Origin of the sequence: Pseudomonas sp. S3E12 (genome assembly GCF_001702295.1) — a bacterium.
In the GTDB taxonomy this organism is placed as follows: Bacteria; Pseudomonadota; Gammaproteobacteria; order Pseudomonadales; family Pseudomonadaceae; genus Aquipseudomonas; species Aquipseudomonas marginalis.
Map to the genome: position 1 here is coordinate 85,747 of NZ_MBDT01000029.1, position 18,748 is coordinate 104,494.

An 18,748-nucleotide genomic window follows, 5' to 3' on the forward strand; every position below is an offset into this window, starting at 1 on the left:
GGCGCGGGGCGTTCATACCTTGAACCGCCCCACGCATTGCTGCAAATCCGTTCCCAGCCGCGCCAGTTCGATACTGGCCGCTGCCGTCTGTTCACTGGCGGCGGCGGTTTGCTCCGAGGCGTCGCGTACTTTCAATACGCTGCGGTTGATCTCTTCGGCCACCGCACTTTGCTCCTCGGCGGCAGCGGCGATCTGCGGGTTCATTTCCTGGATGACCGACACCGTGCGGGCGATCTCCGTCAGGGAGTCCCCGGCATTGCGGGCCAGGCCGACACTGTTGTCGGTCAGGGTGCGGCTGTAGTCCATGATGTCGGCCACTTGTTGGGTTCCGCTGTGCAGGCCGCCAATCAGCTCTTCGATTTCCTCGGCGGACTGCTGGGTCCGTTGGGCGAGACCGCGCACCTCATCGGCGACCACCGCGAAGCCTTGACCGGCCTCGCCGGCCCGTGCGGCTTCTATCGCGGCGTTGAGCGCCAGCAGGTTGGTCTGCTGTGACACGGACTTGATCACATCCAGCACACTGCTGATTTTCTGGCTTTCCCGTTGCAGCCCCACCATGGCCTGACCCGCGCGCGCCATTTCATGGGCAAGGTGCTCGATTTGCGCCACGGCATCCGTCACCACCTGATCGCCCAGCTCAGTCTGTTGATTGGCCTGTCCGGCGGCGAGGGAAGCCTGCTCGGCGTGGCGTGCAACCTCCTGGGCGGTGGCGAGCATCTGGTTCATGGCGGCGGCGACCTGCTCGGTTTCATCGCGCTGATGATTCACCCCGGCGCGAGTTTGTTCGGTCACGGCGGAGAGCTCCTCGGCGGCGCTGGCAATTTGCCGCGCGTTGTCGCTGATGTTGCCAATCAGCCCCCGCAGGTTCAGCGTCATTTGGCTCATGCTGCGTTGCAGTTGGCCCAACTCGTCACGCCGTCGGGACTGCACGTCGTGGCTCAGGTCGCCCTGCGCAATGCGATTGGCAGCGGACAGCGCTTTGCGCAGCGGTTTCACGATTTGCCCGGCAATCAGCCAGGCCGCGAGGGTGCCCAACAGCAAGGCGGCAGCAGTTGTACCAAGGGTTTGGGTGCGGGCTTGTTCGGCTTCGCGTTCGCGCCGTTGAGTCTGGTCCTGGCTCAAGAGATCGCTCTGGGCGAGCAGTTGGTCCAGTTGCTGTTCCAATTGATTTTGCGCGCCTTCGGTTGTGAGTTGCGTGTCTTTGAGGCGTGTGAGGTGGGTGTGGATACTGAGCACGGTATTTTTCAGGGCGCCGCTGTCGACCGGCAATTTTGCTACGCCCGCCTGGGCGAGTTCGAGGTTGCGCTCGGCGTCGCTGACGGCCTGGGCGTAGGCATCCAGCGAGCTGGCGGCCCAGGCAGGGGTTTGGGCACGATCCTCCGCCTGCTCTATGGCCTGGCGCAGGTTTTCGATGGCATCGAGGGCTTTTTCATCCTCCTGGTCGGGTAAGTCGCTGGCCAGTTGTGCGAGTACATCGCCGGTGCGTACGGAGCTCTGCTTGAGCTGTTCACGGGCACTCTCACGTGTCTCGACCAGCGCGGGCACCTCCTTGAGCGTGGCTTTGAACGTTGCAGAAAGGCGGGTCATCTCCTGCAGGTACTGAATGGGTTTTGGGGCTTTGAGGCGGTTGGAAAGCTCGCTCAGGAGCCCGTCTATTTTTTCTATGCTCACGCTCAATTTGTTGAGGCTGTTGGTATCGTCCAGGGTGCGGTAAACGATTCGGTCAGCCCGCAGTTCTTCACCCGTCACGGCCAATTGCGCGAGCACGGTCAGGGTCTGCGAGCGGTAAAGGGACGCGGCCAGCGCCTGCCAGCCAGTCACGGCAATCACAAGGCTCAATGCCAGGACCAGGGAGAAGCCCAGGGCCAGTTTGAGAGTGACACTGGCGTCACCCAACAGGTAAGTCATTCGACGAAGCATGATCAACCTCCGACAAGTGAACAGTGGGCGTTCTCAACGTGCGCAGGCACATTGAGCTGAATTGAACGCTAGTTCTCTCGGCGCAGAGGTGGGGCTGATAAACGCGTAGGAAATTTCACAGATTGCAGGCGGCGACCCAGGGCGGGTCGCCACGCGGGGACGGGGTCAGACCCGGAAGCGGCCGACCAGCGCCTGGAGATGAGTGCCCAGGCGCGCCAGTTCGGTACTCGATGCGGCAGTCTCTTCACTGGCCGAAGCCGTCTGCTCGGAGATATCGCGCACGTTCAACACACTGCGATTGATCTCTTCCGCCACGGCGCTTTGCTGCTCGGCGGCGGTGGCGATCTGGGAGTTCATCGCCTGGATGGTCGAGACCGTACGTGTGATGTTCTCCAAGGCGCTGCCGGCGCGGCGGGTCAGCTCGACACTGCTGTCGGTGAGGCCACGGCTGTTGTCCATGATGTTCGCCACCTGCTGGGTGCCGCTTTGCAGGCCGACGATCAGCTCTTCGATCTCTTCGGTGGACTTCTGGGTGCGCTGGGCCAGGCTGCGCACTTCATCGGCCACCACCGCGAAACCGCGTCCGGCCTCACCGGCCCTTGCCGCTTCAATGGCTGCGTTGAGCGCCAGCAGGTTGGTTTGCTGGGCCACGGACTTGATCACATCGAGCACGCTGCCGATCTTGTCGCTTTCGCGCTTCAGATCGGCCATGGCGACCGTAGAGTTGCCGACTTCAGTGGCCAGGCGTTCGATCTGGGCGATTGCTTCGCCGACCACTTTGTCGCCTTCGCGGGCCTGCTGGTCGGCGGCCACTGCGGCTTCCGAGGCTTCCTCGGCATTGCGCGCCACTTCCTGCACGGTGGCGGCCATTTCATTCATGGCGGTGGCCACTTGGTCGGTCTCGACTTTCTGGCTGTTGACCCCGGCGTTGGTTTGTTCTGTGACGGCCGACAGTTGCTCGGCGGCGCTGGCGATCTGGGTGACCCCTTCGCTGATGCCGCCGATCAACTCGCGCAGGCCCACGGTCATGCTTTGCATGGCGCGTTGCAGTTGGCCCAGCTCATCCTGGCGCAAGGAGGTGAGGTTGTGGCTCAGGTCGCCCGACGCTACGCGCTCGGCGACCTGCAGGGTCTGGTTCAGGGGGAGGATGATCTGGCGGGTGATGGCCCAGGCGGCAACCAGGCCGAAGATCAGCGCCAGCACGGTGGCCATTAGCAGCAAGTATTTGGCTTGCGCGGCATCCGCATCGCGTACCGCGGTCTGGGAAACCGTCAGTTTGTCACTGTGGCCCAGCAGGATATCGCCCTGGGCAGACATGGTCTTGAGTGCCGCTGCGCTGGCCACTTGAGAGTCGCGGTATTGGCTGACGGCAGCGCGGTAGGCTTGCAGTGAGACGCTGGCCTGTTGCAGGTTGGCTGAATACTGATCAGGTATTTGGCTGGTGAGGCTGGTGATTTTTTTCAGCGCGTTGTCGATGGCATCCAGCGCGGGCTGCTCGGCCTCCACCTTGCCGCTGTAGGTGTAGCCCCGTACTTGGAAGCGTGCTTGCTGGATCAGTTTGCTCAGGTCCACCACGCTGTTGAACAGCGTGACACTGTCGCCTTGCAGCAGGGATTTCTCCACTTCGCTGACTTTGAGTACCGCATTATCGGCGGTATCGCCCAGCTTGCTGCGGGCATTTTCGCGGTTGGTGCCTGCCTGCACCATATCGTTGAACGCGCGCTTGTACTGGTCCACGGCGGCCAATTGCTCATCGACCAGGGCGGCATCCGTGGGTTGTTCGATCAGGCTGCGTGCGGTCTTCAGGCCAGTGTCCAGCTTGTTCAGCAGCTCGCTGACGGCGGTCGGGCCTTGTTCGCCACGGCGCATCTCGTAGTCAAGGCGTGCCAGGCGCAGGTCTTTGGTCAAGCCGTTGAGGCTGGAGATGTAACCCAGCTTGTCACCACGGCTGATCACGTCGCCCAGGCCGGTCCAGCCGGTGAAGGTGATCATCAGTGTCAACAGCAATACCAGGCCAAAGCCCACCGCCAGCTTGGTTTTGACGCTGACATTCCCCAGCTTTTCGGCTAACCAACGATACATGTTGCGAACTCCCCTGGAACAAGGCTTGGACTTATTCACGGGTTATCGGCTTGCATACGGAATTCTGTAGCGACGCTGTCTCCTGTGGGAGGGGGCTTGCTCCCGATAGCGGTGGTTCAGTATCAGAAATGCTGACTGACCCACCGCTATCGGGAGCAAGCCCCCTCCCACGGGGTTATGCTGTGTGGTTAGAAGAGGCGGGCGAGCAGGGCGGTGACGGCCGTTTCGACGCGCAGGATGCGGGCGCCCAATTGCACCGGCTGCAAGCCGGCCTTGGCCAGCAGGTCCACCTCATAGGGGATCCAGCCACCTTCCGGACCTATGGCCAGGGTGACCGGTTCATCCAGCCCACGGGGGCAGGCTGGGTAGTCGCCGGGATGGCCGATCAGGCCAAGGGTGCCTGCGGTCATGGCCGGCAGGCGGTCTTCGACGAAGGGCTTGAAGCGCTTTTCGATAACGATTTGCGGCAGCACCGTGTCCCGAGCCTGTTCCAGGCCGAGGATCAGTTGTTCGCGAATCGCCTCGGGCTCCAGGAAGGGGGTCTGCCAGAAGCTTTTTTCCACCCGGTAGCTATTGACCAGCACCACTTTCGGCACGCCCATGGCCGCCACGGTTTGCAGCACCCGACGCAGCATCTTCGGACGTGGCAGGGCCAGCAGCAGGGTCAGGGGCAGTTTGGCCGGCGGTGGTTGGTCGAAGCTCACTTGCAGTTCGGCTTCGCGGGCTTCCAGGCGCAGCAATTGCGCGTTGCCCATCAACCCGCCAAGGCGCCCGACCCGCAGGCTGTCGCCTACGGCGGCGCGGTGGACTTCCTGCATATGCACCAGGCGCCGATCACGCAGGATCACCCGGTCGGCCGCGATAAAGTCGGCATCGAACAGCAGCAGCAGGTTCACGGCTGGGTCGCTGGCGGCTGGTCGTCGTCGGGCTGGTCATCCGGATGTTCACTGCGCTTGCTGATCAAGCCGCTGAACAGGATGCCGATCTCGAACAGCATCCACATCGGCACGGCCAGCAGGGTCTGGGAGAAGATGTCCGGCGGCGTGAGGATCATGCCGACCACGAAGCAGCCTATGATCACGTACGGGCGGATTTTCTTCAGGTACGCCACGTTGACCACGCCGATCCACACCAGCAGCACCACGGCCACGGGGATTTCGAACGCCACGCCAAAGGCGAAGAACAGCGTCATCACGAAGTCGAGGTAGCTGGTGATGTCGGTCATCATTTCCACGCCGGCCGGGGTGGCGGCGGCGAAGAACTTGAAGATCAACGGGAACACCAGGAAGTAGGCGAAGGCCATGCCGGTGTAGAACAGCAGGATGCTCGACACCAGCAAGGGCACGGCGATGCGCTTCTCATGCTTGTACAGGCCCGGCGCGATAAAGCCCCAGATCTGGTGCAGGATCACCGGGATCGCCAGGAACAGCGAGACCATCATCGTCAGCTTCAACGGTGTGAGGAAGGGCGATGACACATCGGTGGCAATCATCGTCGCGCCGGCCGGCAGGTATTGGCGCAGCGGCGTGGAGACGAAGGTGTAGATCTGCTGGGTAAAGGCGAACAGCCCGGCAAAGATCACGAAGATCGCGGCCACGCAACGCAGCAGGCGGGTCCGCAGCTCGGTCAGGTGCGAGACCAGCGGCATATGCTGGTCGTTTTCCGGTTTATCAGCGCTCATGGGGCTCGCGGCGGCAATGTAGGGTCATGGGGCGCGGGCGACGCAGCGGGCGTCGGCGCAGGCTCGGTTGGAGCGGTCGGGGTCGGGGCGGCTGGCGGGGTATCCACCGCAGGCGCAGGCGCGATGCTGTGCTCGGCCACAGGCTCCACCGGTTTGGCGGGCTCCTGCACCGGCGACAGGATCTTCCGGGCTTCCTGTTCCAACGACAGAATATGTTCGTTGTGCAGTTGGCGACGGATCTCGTCGGCGCCGATTTCCCGTTCAACTTCCTGTTTGATGGCGTTGAAACTGCGTTTCAGGCGCCCGATCCACAGGCCGGCCGTGCGTGCGGCACCGGGCAGGCGTTCCGGCCCCAGTACCAGCAAGGCAACCAGGCCGACGAGCAGCAGTTCAGAGAAGCTGATACCAAACATTAGTCAGTGCTCACGAGTCTTTGCGGGTCGGCTCTTCGACTTTTTCAGCCTGCACGTCGAAGGTACGACGCTCGGTGATTGGCTGGGTGGCCTGGGGGTGTACAGGCTGGGCCGGTGGCACCGGGTTGGCGGCCGGGTCGGCAGGCTTCTCATCGTCGTTCATGGCTTTACGGAAGCCCTTGATCGACTCGCCCACGTCGGTGCCGAGGTTTTTGAGTTTCTTGGTGCCGAATACCAGTACCACCACCACCAGAATGACGATCCAGTGTTTCCAGTCAAAAATGCCCATGCTGCAAATCCTCTAGTAAAAGTTATTCAAGCGGACGGGCGCGAGGCCTTTTCGGCGTGCCCGGACAAGCCGAAGCGACGGTCCAGTTCATCCAGCACGGCCTGTGGATGCTGCCCCAGTTGGGCGAGCATGACCAGGCTATGGAACCACAAGTCGGCGGTCTCATAGATGACATCGCTGCAATCGCCGCTGATTTGTGCGTCCTTGGCGGCGATGATGGTCTCGATGGACTCTTCGCCGAGTTTTTCCAGGATCTTGTTCAGGCCCTTGTGGTACAGGCTGGCGACGTAGGAGCTGTCGGCGTCCGCACCTTTGCGGTCCTCCAGCACCTGGGCCACACGGTTGAGGGTATCGCTCATGGTCAGTGTCCTGCCGAGTAGATGGCGTGCGGGTCTTTGAGCACCGGCTCTACAACCTTCCATTCGCCGTTCTCGAACACGCGATAGAAGCAGCTGTGGCGGCCGGTGTGGCAGGCGATGTCGCCGATCTGCTCGACCTTCAGGATCACCACGTCGGCGTCGCAGTCGATGCGCATCTCGTGCAGGGTCTGCACGTGCCCGGACTCTTCGCCCTTGCGCCACAGTTTGCCACGGGAACGTGACCAGTAAATGGCGCGCTGCTCAGTGGCGGTGAGGCTCAGGGCTTCGCGGTTCATCCAGGCCATCATCAGCACGCGCCCGGTCTTGTAGTCCTGGGCAATGGCCGGCACCAGGCCGTCACTGTCCCACTTGATCTCGTCCAGCCAGTCTTTCATCTTCGGCTCCGGCAATTTGCGACAGTGTATAACCGGATTGGCTATCGACGCACGATCAGATAAACACCCACGGCGACCATGATGCCGGCCGGCCAGTGGCCCAGTTGGTTCAGCGGCCCGCCAATGGCCAGCATCACGCCACCGACCAGGTGCGCGGCCCCCAGCAGGCGCAGGAACCAGTCGTCCTTGCGCTTCTGCCAGGGCGGCGCGGGGTCTTTGGCATGGGGCTGGGACATGCGCTCCAGCAGGTCGCGGGTCATGTTGGCCAGGTGCGGCAACTGTTCGAACTGGCTGTGCAGGTTGCCCAGCAGGGTTTTCGGGCTGACCCGCTCGCGCATCCAGCGTTCCAGGAACGGCTGGGCGGTGTTCCAGAGGTCGAGGTCCGGGTACAGCTGACGGCCCAGTCCTTCGATGTTGAGCAGGGTTTTTTGCAGCAGCACCAGTTGCGGCTGCACTTCCATATTGAAGCGCCGCGCGGTCTGGAACAGGCGCATCAGCACCTGGCCGAAGGAGATATCTTTCAGTGGCTTTTCAAAGATCGGCTCGCACACGGTGCGGATCGCCGCTTCGAATTCATTGAGCTTGGTTTCCGCCGGCACCCAGCCCGAATCGATGTGCAACTGCGCCACGCGGCGGTAGTCGCGCTTGAAGAAGGCGAACAGGTTACGCGCCAGGTAGTCCTGGTCTTCCGGGGTCAGGCTGCCGACGATGCCGCAGTCGATCGCGATGTACTGCGGGCTCCACGGGTTGACGGTACTGACGAAGATATTGCCGGGGTGCATGTCGGCGTGGAAGAAACTGTCGCGGAACACCTGGGTGAAGAAGATCTCCACACCGCGCTCGGCAAGCATCTTCATGTCGGTGCGTTGGTCGGCCAGGGTCGCGAGGTCGGTGACCTGTACGCCGTAGATGCGCTCCATCACCAGCACTTTCGGGCGGCACCAATCCCAATACACCTGCGGCACGTACAGCAGCGGCGAGCCTTCGAAGTTGCGCTTGAGCTGGCTGGCGTTGGCTGCTTCGCGCAGCAGGTCGAGTTCGTCGTAGATGGTTTTTTCGTAGTCGGCGACCACGTCCACCGGGTGCAGCAGGCGCGCATCGGCAGAGAAACGTTCGGCGGCGCGGGCCAGGATAAACAGCCACGCCAGGTCCTGGCCGATGATCGGCTTGAGGCCCGGGCGAATCACCTTCACCACCACTTCTTCGCCGCTCTTCAACTGCGCGGCGTGCACTTGCGCCACCGAGGCCGAGGCCAGCGGTTCGACGTCGAAGCGGCTGAACACCTCGCTGATCTTCTTGCCCAGTTGCTCTTCGATCAGCTTCATCGACTGCTGGGAATCGAACGGCGGCACGCGATCCTGCAGCAGCATCAGTTCGTCGGCGATGTCTTCGGGCAGCAGGTCGCGGCGCGTGGAGAGGATCTGCCCGAACTTGATAAAAATCGGTCCCAGGTCCTGCAGCGCCAGGCGCAGGCGCGCGCCCCGGCTCAGCTCCAGCTGTTTGCGTGGGAACCAGCGCCACGGCAGCACATAGCGCACCGCCAGCAGGAACCATGGCAAGGGCAGGGCGAACAGCAGGTCATCGAGGCGGTAGCGGATTACGACGCGCTGGATACGGAACAAACGGCGGACGGCGAGCAGCTTCATGCGTTATCGCTTGGATCAAGGGAACGGCTCAGGCGCTCGAAGCGGGCCTCAAGGCGTTCCAGGTCGATTTTGGCCTTGTCGAGCTCACGAAAGCGCGCTTGCGCTTCGCGTTCTCCGACCAGGGTGCGCGATTCTTCGCTCAGGTATTCGGCGAGGTTCTGGTTGAGGCTGGCGAACCCCTGCTGGTACCAGCGCGTGCGACTGCGCAGGTGCCCGCTGATCAGTTGGGTGGCGACGGGGCCGATCCAGCGTGACAGCTCGTATTCCCAGTCCAGCTCCAGGTCCTGCAGCACGGCGGCCAGGTCCATCAGGACCGCACTGTCGCCTTCCAGGTGCACTTCGGGGCCGTGGAGGATGGCGGTCTTGTTGCGGCTCAGCGCCAGGTGCAACAGGCTGGAGGCCGGTGCGCGCAGGGTGCAGTCGGCTTCGGCGGCCCATTGAGTGGCGAGCAGCAGGCCTTCATCGCTGGGCAGGATAAACAGCTGCAGGGCGGGGCTGGTGCAGTCCACGGCGATGACCTTGCCGTTCAAGTGCGCGAGCCGTGCCAGGGCGGTGCTGTCCAGGCGCAGTACACGGTTGATACCGTGTTCGACGCTGGCGAGAAGGCCTTTGAGCAGCATCAGGGCTTGATGCCACGGTGCAGGGCGACAATGCCCGAGGTCATGTTGTGGTAGGTCACGCGGTCGAAACCGGCCTCTACCATCATCGACTTCAGGGTTTCCTGGTCGGGGTGCATGCGGATCGATTCGGCCAGGTAGCGGTAGCTTTCGGCGTCATTGGTGATCAGCTTGCCCATCAGCGGCATGAAGGCGAAGGAGTAGGTGTCGTAGACCTTGGACATCAGCGCGTTGGTCGGCTTGGAGAACTCCAGTACCAACAGGCGACCACCCGGCTTGAGGACGCGCAGCATCGAGCGGATCGCGTCTTCCTTGTGGGTCACGTTGCGCAGGCCGAAGGCGATGGTCACGCAGTCGAAATGGTTGTCGGGGAACGGCAGCTTTTCAGCGTCGGCCTGGACGAATTCGATATTGCCGGCCACGCCCTTGTCGAGCAGGCGATCACGGCCGACCTTGAGCATCGAGCCGTTGATGTCCGCCAGCACCACCTGGCCGGTAGGGCCGACGAGCTTGGAGAACTTGGCCGCCAGGTCACCCGTACCGCCGGCGATGTCCAGCACACGGTTGCCGGTGCGTACACCCGACAGCTCGATGGTGAAGCGTTTCCACAGGCGGTGCATGCCGCCGGAGAGCACGTCGTTCATCAGGTCGTACTTGGCTGCCACGGAGTGGAACACCTCAGCGACTTTTTCCGCCTTCTGGCTTTCCGGGACGTTCTTGAAACCGAAGTGAGTGGTGGGTTCGGCATCGCTGCCTTTGCGCTGATCAGTCATATCGCTGTCACCAAAAGAGAATGCGGGACATGATAATCCCCAAGGCCTGCTTTGTCTTGGCAAGGCTGCAGGTAAGATAGGCACGCACCGAGACCTTTTGCCGCATTCAAGGTATTCAAATCCCTATAAAGAGGAGTCATCGTAATGGCCCGTATAACCGTTGAGCGTGCACATTCCCTGGGTAAAGAAGGGGCACGCGCAAAGGCCGAGAAGTTGGCGCATAAACTCCAGGAGCAATATGGCCTGGAGCCCTCGTGGTCCGGCGACACCTTGAACCTCAAGCGTTCGGGGGTTAAAGGCACCGTGTTGGTGGCGGATGATTTGCTGCGCATTGATGTGGAACTGGGCCTGTTGATGTCGGCCATGAGTGGCACCATCAAGTCCGAAATCGAGAAAGCCCTGGATAAAGCCTTGGCCTGATGCGCGAGTACTTAGGGTGCCGATTCTAATTTTCCAGCCTACTTTGTGCCCAGGTCCTCAACTCCTGCGGGCCGTTCCTCCCCCCTTTCCTGCGTGAGGTGCACCATGGCCAAAGTTATCCTGAAGAAAAAAATCGATGCTCAGACCGGCGCGTTGAGTGACGTTAAAACCTATGCCCGCAAGATCTGGTTGGCGGGTCTTGGTGCCTACGCGAAGGTCGGCAGCGAGGGCGGCGACTACTTCAAAGAGCTGGTTAAAGCTGGTCAACATGTTGAAAGTAAAGGCAAAAAAGTTGCAGTGGAACAACTTGATGCGGCCAACAGTCAGATTGATCAAGTAAAGAGTAATGTCTCCGCGGTCAAAGGTCTGGTAGAAGTTCAGCTGGATAAAGTTGAAAAAGCTTTTGATACTCGCGTTGCCAGTGCCTTGAATCGAATTGGCATTGCGTCTAAACATGACGTGGAGACACTCTCTGCTAAGCTCGAAGAGCTGACGGCATTGCTCGAACGTGTCGCGCGTAAACACTAAGGAGACATCGGGATGGCTGTTAAAAAGACTACTCAGAAAGAAGGCAGCTCGTGGGTCGGGAAAGTTGAAGAGTATTCCCGCAAGATCTGGCTGGCTGGTTTAGGCGTTTACTCGAAGATCGACAGTGACGGCAGTAAACTCTTCGAGACGTTGGTTAAAGACGGCGAGAAAGCCGAGAAGTTGACCAAGAGCGCAGTGGGTAAACAAGTAGGTGCTGCCAAAGCGACTGCCGGTTCGCGCATCAGTGATGCGAAAAAACAGGTATTGGGTACTTGGGGCGAACTCGAAGGGGCTCTGGACAAGCGCCTCAACAGTGCTATTTCGCGCCTGGGCGTGCCGAGTAAAGCTGAGCTGAAGACCCTGCACAGCAAGGTCGATACCCTGACAAAGCAAATTGAAAAACTGACCGGTGCCAAAGTGGCTCCAGTGAAAGCGGCTGCCGCTAAACCGGCTGCCAAGCCTGCTGCAAAAACGGCCGCTGCCAAACCGGCGGCTAAAACGGCTGCCAAACCTCTGGTGAAAGCTGCCGCCAAGCCAGCTGCAAAACCTGCGGCCAAGGCTGCTGCAAAAGCAGTCGCTAAACCGGCTGCCAAAACCGCAGCGGCCAAACCGGCTGCCAAGGCCACCGCTAAACCCGTGGCTGCGAAAGCCGCTGCCAAACCTGCGGCCAAGCCAGCAGCCAAAGCCGCTGCCAAACCGGCCGCTAAGCCAGCCGCCAAACCCGCGGCCAAGCCTGCCGCTGCTAAACCTGCAGCCAAGCCTGCTGCCGCGAAACCGGTGGCCAAGCCAGCCGCCAAACCTGCTGCGGCGAAGAAGCCAGCTGCAGCGAAAAAACCGGCAGCGCCTAAGCCTGCTGTTGCCGCCAAGCCGGCAACCACGGCACCGTCTGCTTCGACAGCCAACTCGGTGTCGGCACCCACGCCTGCTGCCGCCCCGACTGCAACGCCGGTCACCCCGACGCCAACCAGTCAGTCCTGATTTTTCCGGGACACAAAAAATGCCCCACCTGAGAAGGTGGGGCATTTTTTTTGCGCGTTGTCAGTGCCTCAGTTGTAAGTGATCGAGACAGTCACCGCGCTGGCCAGGGTTCCTTGGGTGATCGCTACGCCGGTTTTGTGATATGCCGCCGTGAGTGGTATCACGGCTTTCTTGCCTTTTGTTGCAATCGTACGGCTGCGCTGCTCGACCTTGCCGTTCGCTGGGATGGCGTACGCCTTGGCCGCGCGGTGTGATAACGCCAGGGCCGTCCCTGTCGACGTTCCGGTATTGGAGAACAACAAGGGGTTCGCCTCTGCGGGTGTGCCCCCGAACTGGAAAACCACCTTGCGTATATCCGAGTCGCATTCGGCAGAAATCTCAAAATCAAGCGAGCCTGCCGTGGAGGTCGAATCGAAGTCCGAAATCTTGATGGCCGGCAGGGCGAGGCTGCGGTTCAGGTCACCTGCGGCAAGGTCGCAGGTACCGGCGTTGATTTGGCCGGTAAAGTTTAAAGTGCCGGTGGTATCGGCGTGCACGGCAGGCAGGAAGGCCAGGCTCGCAGTCATTGTCAGCAGCAGGGCGCGCGTTCGGATCTTCATCAAAGAGTGCTCAGGGTTTCAGTTGTAGGTAATGGTGACGGTGGCGGTACTGGCGAGCGTGCCCTGGCTGACCGTGCCGTTCAGGTGGTACGCCGCGCCAAGCGGCAAGACTGCACGGTTGCCGGAAACCGGTACCGTGCGGCTATTCTCGGTGCCATTGGCGAGAATGTTCTGGACGCCCCCATCGAGGCGGGAGTAAAGCCATAGGGCCACTCCGCCAGCGGTGCCGGTATTGGCGAACAGCCGGTCATTGCCTGGTGCGGGGGTGCCAGAAAAACTGAAGGTGACGTTGGAGGCGTTGGTGCACTGCGCCGACAGCTCAAATTCGCGGGCGCCGACGGTGGTGGAGTGTTCGAATGCGCCGACTTGCACCGGGTCGAGGGAGATCGTGCGGTTGGCGTCGCCGGCTGCCAGATCGCAGGTGGCGGCGGGCCTGACAAAGCGTACTGCGTTGCCGAGCCTCAGGGTAAAACTCTCCGGGCGGTTATCCAGTCTCTGCACCCAAATGTCTCCGGCAGGCACTGTCCCGTCTGTTACAGGCCCGGCCTTATAGAACCTCAACTCCGCAGCCATGAAGCTCGTGAGCGCACCGCTGATGGTGTTTTTTTGACTATGCATGCCAAAGAAAGGGTAAAGCGCGCCGGAATGTCGGATGCGCATGTGTACACCTACACCGGGAACCTCGGTCTCGTAGTACTTTGCGTGAGACCTTGGGCCATAGCGCCCGGTAATCGTTAATAAAGTGTTGCTGCAGTACATAGTGAAATAGGGTGCCGTGCCAGTGAACTCCTTAATGACAATTTCAGACTCCACCGGGAGGCTGTCCGGTACGACGATTGTGGAAGGAAGGGTGAGTGTGAATGTGTCGTTCTGATACCTGTCACACGCCGCTTGAGCCGCGATTGGCGAGCCAAGGATCAGCACTGTTGATATGAGTTGTATGGCGCGTTTCATCTTCAGTCCCGCAAAAGAAATAGGGCGTTTGCAGGCAAGCAGTGCAATGGCATTACTCGCCTGCGCCGGATCAACTGCTTGCATTGCTCTCGCTCGAGGGTGTCATGCGCTGTGCTGTATCGGGCCGGCAGGTGCCCGCGTTCAGATTGAGTAAGCGCTGGGTGCCGGAAGTGTTCGACTGTGTAGCCAAGTCGTAATGCAACTGACATGCGGCACCGGCATGGGGACCCCACTTGATCGTCAATGGCCCCTGTGTACGGGGCACGCGCACAAAAGCCTGACCGCCCTGCCCGACCACCCCGACGCTCGCGCCGTCCTCATCGAACACATCCGCACCGAACGGCAACGAGCTGCCATCCTCGCGCAGTGCCGTGATCAACAAGGCCTGGCCGCTGGTCGTCTCGAACTGCAGTTTCACCACTGCTCCGGCGCGCGGCGCCACATTCCGGGCCGCGGTCTTGAGCTCCACATCGGTGGACAGATCCTTCGGGTCCAGTTCCACGATGTTCTGGCGGTAAGGGGTGAGGTGCGGCACCACGGCAAAGCCGCCTTTGCCGATTTGCGCGCTGTGATTGCCATTGATTCGCGCGCCTTGGGCGTCAGGCGCCTGGACGATGCCGATGGTATCGCCGAGTTCTGGGGCGAGGGTCACACCGTCTGCGTGGGCGACAATGCCTCCGGTCATGCCAAGCGATGTGGAGCGGTATGTGCTGCTCTGGCCATGGCTGGCGGAGAGTACGCCATGGCGGGTGTGGTATTTCATGTCGGCACTGGTGGCGTTGCTGTTGCCCTGGGTCCGGTTGGCACTGACGCTGTAGCTGAACTGATTGTGCTCACCCAGGCTGCCGCCCAGGCTGGCGCGCTCGCCGCTGCCTTGATCGCCGCCATAGGCGGTGGTGGTCAATGTCGGCGAATGGGCGTGGCTGCCCAGTGGCAGGCTCAAGGTGAGCTCCAGTTGCTTGTCCCCGTGCTCACTGCGCAGATCACGGCTGCGCTGTGCGCTCAGCAGATAGTGGAGGCCCCGCCACGTGCCGCTGTACCCGGCGGTAAAGGTCAGGTTGCCATGGGTGCGGTTCCAATAATGTTGTGAAGAACCGGTCAGGTACACCGAACCGTTGCCCAGGCTCTGGTTGAGGCTGATGTCCATTCTGTTGCGCAGCCGCGACAGGTTATCGGGGTTCAGTCCGTCGATGGCCAGGTCGCGAATGCGTGCGGCATCAGCCACATTCAGGAAACCTTCGGTGGAGTAGCGGTACGCCCCGAGGGCAAAGTGGGTGCCGGTGTCCGTGAAGTTCTTGCTGTAGCGCAGTTGTACGCTTTGCCCCTGGCGTGAACCATGCCCCGGCAGATGCGCGCTCGAATGCGTCAGGTCGCACGACAACGCACCTACTGAGGTGTTGACCGCCGTACCCAGCAACTGCGACTGGTAGTCGTCGCCGAGCGTCGCGCCGGTGTACCCCGTGAGGAGATTGCTCAGGCCATGCTGATAAGTGGCCTGCACCAGCGCGGGCGGATGGTGCAGGCCCACTTCATCCAACTGGCCGACGCTCAATGCATAGCGGCTGTGGCCGGGACGCAAGAGGTTGGCGTTGGCGGCGAACGGTACGATGAACTCACGCTGGCGGCCGTCGGCCTCGGTGATGGTGACGCTCAGGTCGCCCCCGTACCCGGTGGGAAACAGGTCGTTGAGGACAAACGGGCCGGGTGCTACAGACACTTCGTCCAATAACACGCCGCGTTGGCGCACGCTGACCCGCGCGTTGGTCTCGGCAACGCCACGCACTACCGGTGCAAATCCGCTCAATGAGTCGGGCAGCATCCGATCGTCGCTGGACAGGCTGGCACCCCGCAGGCGCACGCTATCGAACAGTTCGCCTGGCGTGTAGATTTCGCCCGCCATCAGTTGGGACTGCAACGTGTCCACTTCGTGCTGCACATAGGTGGCGCTGCTTTGATAGCTCGAGGCAACCTCTGAATGGCTGTAGCTGCCGCTATGCCGCCAGTGCCAGTCGCCAAGATTGAGCCCCGTGTTCAGGCCCAGGTAGCTGGAGCCGAGTGCGCGCGTATCGGTCTGGGTGGTAAACGTATTGGCGTTGTACCGCACAAAGGCGGCATCGATCCCGCTGTCCCAGTGCTGCGGGTCGACATAGCCCCGTGCCTTGCGCACCAGGAAAACCTGCGGCACTTGCAAATCCAGACGGTTTTCACCTGAATCAAATTGGCTGCTGGCTCCCGGCAGGTAGGTGCCGATATCCGCACAGCGCGCAAACGGCGTACGGGACGCCTGATTGGCTTCAGTGGTTTGCAGGTCAATGCCAAACCTGAGCAGCACATCACGCTCCAGGCACAACTGCGCGACCTGCTGACCTTCCACCGCAATGAACGTCAGGGTTTCACGCCCAACCCATTGGCCGTTGAGGTGGATGTCGGTGCGATAGTTGCCCGGGAGCACGACGTTGCCTTGGCTGAACCGTGCAATATCGATCTGCAGGCCGCCCCGGCCGCCGGTAAAGAAAGCCGGGTTGAACTCAGCCTGTTCTGCACTATTGGCGGCCATGGCATGGGCTCCGCTTACCAACAGCACGCCACGCAGCGTCTGCTTTAAACGGGGCCGGCTTACGAGCCTGGCAGGCGTGTAAAAACTCATTTTTCGCGTTTCCATAAACGGGCTCCCCGAATGTCGGCAAAGGGCATCCCTACCCACTGAATGGGGTATCAATCGACGGTGCTTTCAATAAGGCGAAGTGGGATTGCTACAGAAGAACGGCCGTCATGGAGAGACCTCGCTGCTGTGGTGGGTCTTGACCCCGAAATCGTCGAGCGTCTGGAACTCGACGGTTGCAGCGCTGCCCATCGGGGTTTTCAGGCGAGGCCACTCAAAGCGAGCGCGCCCACCGGGCGTCACCATATTCTCCGTACCCGACGCCGCCGGTTCGCGGACATAGTGCTGCCCTGCCACTTGCACTTCGATGCGCTCGAACGTCACGTGGTAAGGCGTCGGATTGAAGACTTCCAGCGCCTGGCCATGTTCGCCCGGGACAGACCGCCACTGCAGCTTCCCGGGTGCTTCCTCGACCTGGTAAGGCAGGCCCGATGGGCGCAAAAACACCTTGATGCGCGAGCGGAAGGCGAACTGCACCTGATCGCCCTGCTGGCCGCCCTGGGGGCGTGAGGGCACCTCCAGTACGTTGAACCAGAACAGGCTTTCCTGTGCCCTGGGCAAGGCTTCGCCGGTGTAGGCCATACGTACCACCTGTTGCTTGCCTGGCTCCATGCGGAAGATCGGTGGCGTGAGGACGAAGGGCGCTGTCGCCAGATCCGGTGTTGATTGCTCATCGCCGCTGTCCAGCCACGCCTGGATCAGCACCGGTGCCTGGTTCTTGCTGTGCAGTCTGATCGTCACCTCCTTGTCGTCCTGCGGGTAGACAATTCGGGTGCTGTTGATGACCACGCTCGCCTGCACGGGGAGGGTGGTCAACAGCGCAAGCACCAACGCCATGCACCGGGCCGGCAGGTGTGAGCGGATAGCTGTCTTCATGTCATCGGTCATCCTGCGGTTGAAGGGCAAGGCGGGCCGAGTGACGGACTCGAGCACCAAAGTCGCTGACGGTGGTGAATTCGACCGTGGCTGCATCGACGGGGTGATGGCGCAGCAGGGGCAGCACAAACAGTTTCACGTCACCGTCCGGCATCAGCAGACTGTCGTTGGCGTCTTTGTTGGCGGCTTTACTGAAACGTTTACCGTCGTTCAGCAACTCGATCGAGGCGATGGAAATATGGTACGGCGTCGGGTTGGTGGCTTGCAGGGCGAAACCCTGTTCATGGGCCACCAGCTTCCACTGCAGTTTTTCCGGGGCGCTGTCGACGGAGTAGGGCAATGCCGGCGGGCGCACAAACACACGCAAGCGGGTGCGGAACGACAATTCGATCTGGTTGTTGTGTGCGGCGTCAGCGGCAAGCGGTGGTACTTCCAATACGTTCAACCAAAACAGGCTTTCACGGTCGGCCGGCAAGGCGCCTGCGCCATAGCGCAGGCGCAAAGCCTGTTGCTGGTGCGGCTCAATGCGGAAGATCGGTGGCGAGAGAATGAACGGTGTGTGGGCCGTTGCCGGTGTCGAATGCCGGTCGCCCGTGTCCAGCCAGGTTTGCACCAGCGCCGGAAGCGGCCCCTTGTTCTCCAGGCGCACCACGACTTCCTGCTGCTGCATGGGGTAGATCACGCGTGTGCCATGGATGATCACGCCTGCGCGGGCAGGAAGCGGCAACAGCCAGAGCCACGCGCAAGCCGCGGTGGTAACCAGCATCAGGCAGGCGATTCTTTTCATCGTGTCAGGCCCCTGGGTTGCCTTACTCGGCGTACTCGATCAAGAAGCCCACACGGGTGTTGACCTTGCCTTCGGTGGCAGGGCCGCTGGCATACATTTGCGCCGCGAGCGGGATCACGGCCTGGTTGTCGACGATCACCGCGCCGGCCGATTTCTCGGTGTAGACGTTGATCGGCGTGCCATCGCGTTGAGTCACTTCCACCTGTACGTTCTTGGCGGCGCTGGTGTCGGACGGGTCATCGTAGCCGTCGATGTTCAAGCGCCCGGTCGCCACATCAATGGCCGGGCTGGTTGGATCGAACGCGACCATGGCGGTACGCCCGTTGCTGCAGCTGCCTTCACCCGGCGCGCCGATACGGATGGTGAAGCCCGTCGGGTTGGCACGACTGCCCGCGCTTGCCAGGCGTGCCGCCGAGACGCCTCCCAGGTTGACGTCCTTGACGACTGCGCCAGTGCCGGGGGCTGCACCTTCGACCGTGCACGTCAGGTCTGTCACAAGACCACTGAACTTGATGATGCCATCTGCTGCGTGCGCCGGTTGTGAAGCGGCGACGGTCAAGGCCAGCACGGCCGTAATCGTGGAGAGGGGGTTAACGTTCATGATATTTCCAGTCGTCATTCATAGGTCTAGCCCGTCGCCGATGAAGATCGCTGATCTTTCGAATGGCGGGGTGCCCTAATTTGTCGCGTTTGCCGAGTGCTATCCATAGAGAACCAGCGAGACTTATCTCGTGATCGTTCGATAAGTTAATTTAACTTTTGTAGGTGT

Annotated in this window: 20 protein-coding genes and 1 pseudogene; 3 read left to right on the forward strand and 18 right to left on the reverse strand. The window is 61.4% G+C overall.

Annotated features, from left to right (window positions below; translation table 11 throughout):
• Positions 1-12: 12 nt before the first annotated feature.
• From BB029_RS22015 to ubiE, 12 genes and pseudogenes are all read right to left on the reverse strand, one after another.
• Positions 13-1,920 carry a methyl-accepting chemotaxis protein gene (locus tag BB029_RS22015; protein WP_065940766.1) on the reverse strand — a complete coding sequence of 636 codons (1,908 nt, stop codon included), beginning with the start codon at positions 1,918-1,920 and terminating at the stop codon, positions 13-15.
• 165 nt (positions 1,921-2,085) lie between these two features.
• Positions 2,086-2,958 carry a methyl-accepting chemotaxis protein gene (locus BB029_RS34315; RefSeq protein WP_371856075.1) on the reverse strand — a complete coding sequence of 291 codons (873 nt, stop codon included), beginning with the start codon at positions 2,956-2,958 and terminating at the stop codon, positions 2,086-2,088.
• Positions 2,944-4,002 (reverse strand): annotated as a pseudogene (locus BB029_RS34320) (methyl-accepting chemotaxis protein); the annotation flags it as partial. The gene BB029_RS34315 and the pseudogene BB029_RS34320, both read right to left, overlap by 15 nt.
• 188 nt (positions 4,003-4,190) lie before the next feature.
• On the reverse strand, positions 4,191-4,898 hold the full coding sequence (locus BB029_RS22025) for a 16S rRNA (uracil(1498)-N(3))-methyltransferase (protein WP_065940768.1): 708 nt from the start codon (positions 4,896-4,898) through the stop codon (positions 4,191-4,193).
• Entirely contained in the window at positions 4,895-5,683 is a 789-nt protein-coding gene (gene tatC, locus BB029_RS22030; RefSeq protein ID WP_065940769.1) for a twin-arginine translocase subunit TatC, read from the reverse strand. Before tatC ends, BB029_RS22025 begins: the two co-directional genes overlap by 4 nt.
• The gene (tatB, locus tag BB029_RS22035) at positions 5,680-6,096 is read right to left on the reverse strand and encodes a Sec-independent protein translocase protein TatB (protein ID WP_065940770.1); all 417 of its coding nucleotides are present in this window, start codon (positions 6,094-6,096) and stop codon (positions 5,680-5,682) included. Before tatB ends, tatC begins: the two co-directional genes overlap by 4 nt.
• Before the next feature lie 10 nt (positions 6,097-6,106).
• Positions 6,107-6,385: a twin-arginine translocase TatA/TatE family subunit gene (locus BB029_RS22040; protein WP_003171180.1), complete on the reverse strand. Its 279-nt coding sequence runs from the start codon at positions 6,383-6,385 to the stop codon at positions 6,107-6,109.
• 26 nt (positions 6,386-6,411) lie between these two features.
• Positions 6,412-6,744 carry a phosphoribosyl-ATP diphosphatase gene (locus tag BB029_RS22045; RefSeq protein WP_027605032.1) on the reverse strand — a complete coding sequence of 111 codons (333 nt, stop codon included), beginning with the start codon at positions 6,742-6,744 and terminating at the stop codon, positions 6,412-6,414.
• 2 nt (positions 6,745-6,746) lie between these two features.
• A complete protein-coding gene (gene hisI / locus BB029_RS22050) occupies positions 6,747-7,139 on the reverse strand; it encodes a phosphoribosyl-AMP cyclohydrolase (protein ID WP_012721796.1) in 393 nt (130 codons plus the stop codon).
• A 41-nt stretch (positions 7,140-7,180) separates the two neighbouring features.
• Positions 7,181-8,785, reverse strand: a complete 1,605-nt coding sequence (gene ubiB / locus BB029_RS22055) for a ubiquinone biosynthesis regulatory protein kinase UbiB (RefSeq protein WP_027605031.1) — start codon at positions 8,783-8,785, stop codon at positions 7,181-7,183.
• Positions 8,782-9,405 (reverse strand): SCP2 domain-containing protein, encoded by a 624-nt coding sequence (locus tag BB029_RS22060; protein WP_065940771.1) that lies wholly within the window; start codon positions 9,403-9,405, stop codon positions 8,782-8,784. The genes ubiB and BB029_RS22060 overlap by 4 nt, the downstream gene beginning before the upstream one ends.
• Positions 9,405-10,175, reverse strand: coding sequence for a bifunctional demethylmenaquinone methyltransferase/2-methoxy-6-polyprenyl-1,4-benzoquinol methylase UbiE (gene ubiE, locus BB029_RS22065; protein WP_003171186.1), 771 nt, complete (start codon positions 10,173-10,175; stop codon positions 9,405-9,407). Before ubiE ends, BB029_RS22060 begins: the two co-directional genes overlap by 1 nt.
• Before the next feature lie 144 nt (positions 10,176-10,319).
• Here ubiE and BB029_RS22070 point away from each other — a divergent pair, with 144 nt between their 5' ends.
• From BB029_RS22070 to BB029_RS22080, 3 genes are all read left to right on the forward strand, one after another.
• Complete coding sequence (locus BB029_RS22070; RefSeq protein ID WP_065940772.1) at positions 10,320-10,595, forward strand: polyhydroxyalkanoic acid system family protein; 276 nt, start codon at positions 10,320-10,322, stop codon at positions 10,593-10,595.
• Between the two features lie 105 nt (positions 10,596-10,700).
• Positions 10,701-11,123, forward strand: coding sequence for a phasin family protein (locus BB029_RS22075; protein WP_065940773.1), 423 nt, complete (start codon positions 10,701-10,703; stop codon positions 11,121-11,123).
• A gap of 12 nt (positions 11,124-11,135) precedes the next feature.
• Positions 11,136-12,101, forward strand: coding sequence for a phasin family protein (locus BB029_RS22080; RefSeq protein WP_065940774.1), 966 nt, complete (start codon positions 11,136-11,138; stop codon positions 12,099-12,101).
• 68 nt (positions 12,102-12,169) lie between these two features.
• On the opposite strand, the gene BB029_RS22085 is transcribed toward BB029_RS22080, so the two are convergent.
• The 6 genes from BB029_RS22085 to BB029_RS22110 all read right to left on the reverse strand — a co-directional run bounded on the left by BB029_RS22085 (position 12,170) and on the right by BB029_RS22110 (position 18,580).
• Positions 12,170-12,700: a fimbrial protein gene (locus BB029_RS22085; RefSeq protein ID WP_065940775.1), complete on the reverse strand. Its 531-nt coding sequence runs from the start codon at positions 12,698-12,700 to the stop codon at positions 12,170-12,172.
• 18 nt (positions 12,701-12,718) lie between these two features.
• A complete protein-coding gene (locus BB029_RS22090; RefSeq protein ID WP_367399673.1) occupies positions 12,719-13,738 on the reverse strand; it encodes a fimbrial protein in 1,020 nt (339 codons plus the stop codon).
• On the reverse strand, positions 13,725-16,301 hold the full coding sequence (locus BB029_RS22095; RefSeq protein WP_065940776.1) for a fimbria/pilus outer membrane usher protein: 2,577 nt from the start codon (positions 16,299-16,301) through the stop codon (positions 13,725-13,727). The genes BB029_RS22090 and BB029_RS22095 overlap by 14 nt, the downstream gene beginning before the upstream one ends.
• 123 nt (positions 16,302-16,424) lie before the next feature.
• Positions 16,425-17,192 carry a molecular chaperone gene (locus tag BB029_RS22100; RefSeq protein WP_065940777.1) on the reverse strand — a complete coding sequence of 256 codons (768 nt, stop codon included), beginning with the start codon at positions 17,190-17,192 and terminating at the stop codon, positions 16,425-16,427.
• A 1-nt stretch (position 17,193) separates the two neighbouring features.
• Positions 17,194-17,979 (reverse strand): molecular chaperone, encoded by a 786-nt coding sequence (locus tag BB029_RS22105; RefSeq protein WP_065940778.1) that lies wholly within the window; start codon positions 17,977-17,979, stop codon positions 17,194-17,196.
• Between the two features lie 22 nt (positions 17,980-18,001).
• Positions 18,002-18,580, reverse strand: a complete 579-nt coding sequence (locus tag BB029_RS22110; RefSeq protein ID WP_065940779.1) for a fimbrial protein — start codon at positions 18,578-18,580, stop codon at positions 18,002-18,004.
• Positions 18,581-18,748: the final 168 nt, after the last annotated feature.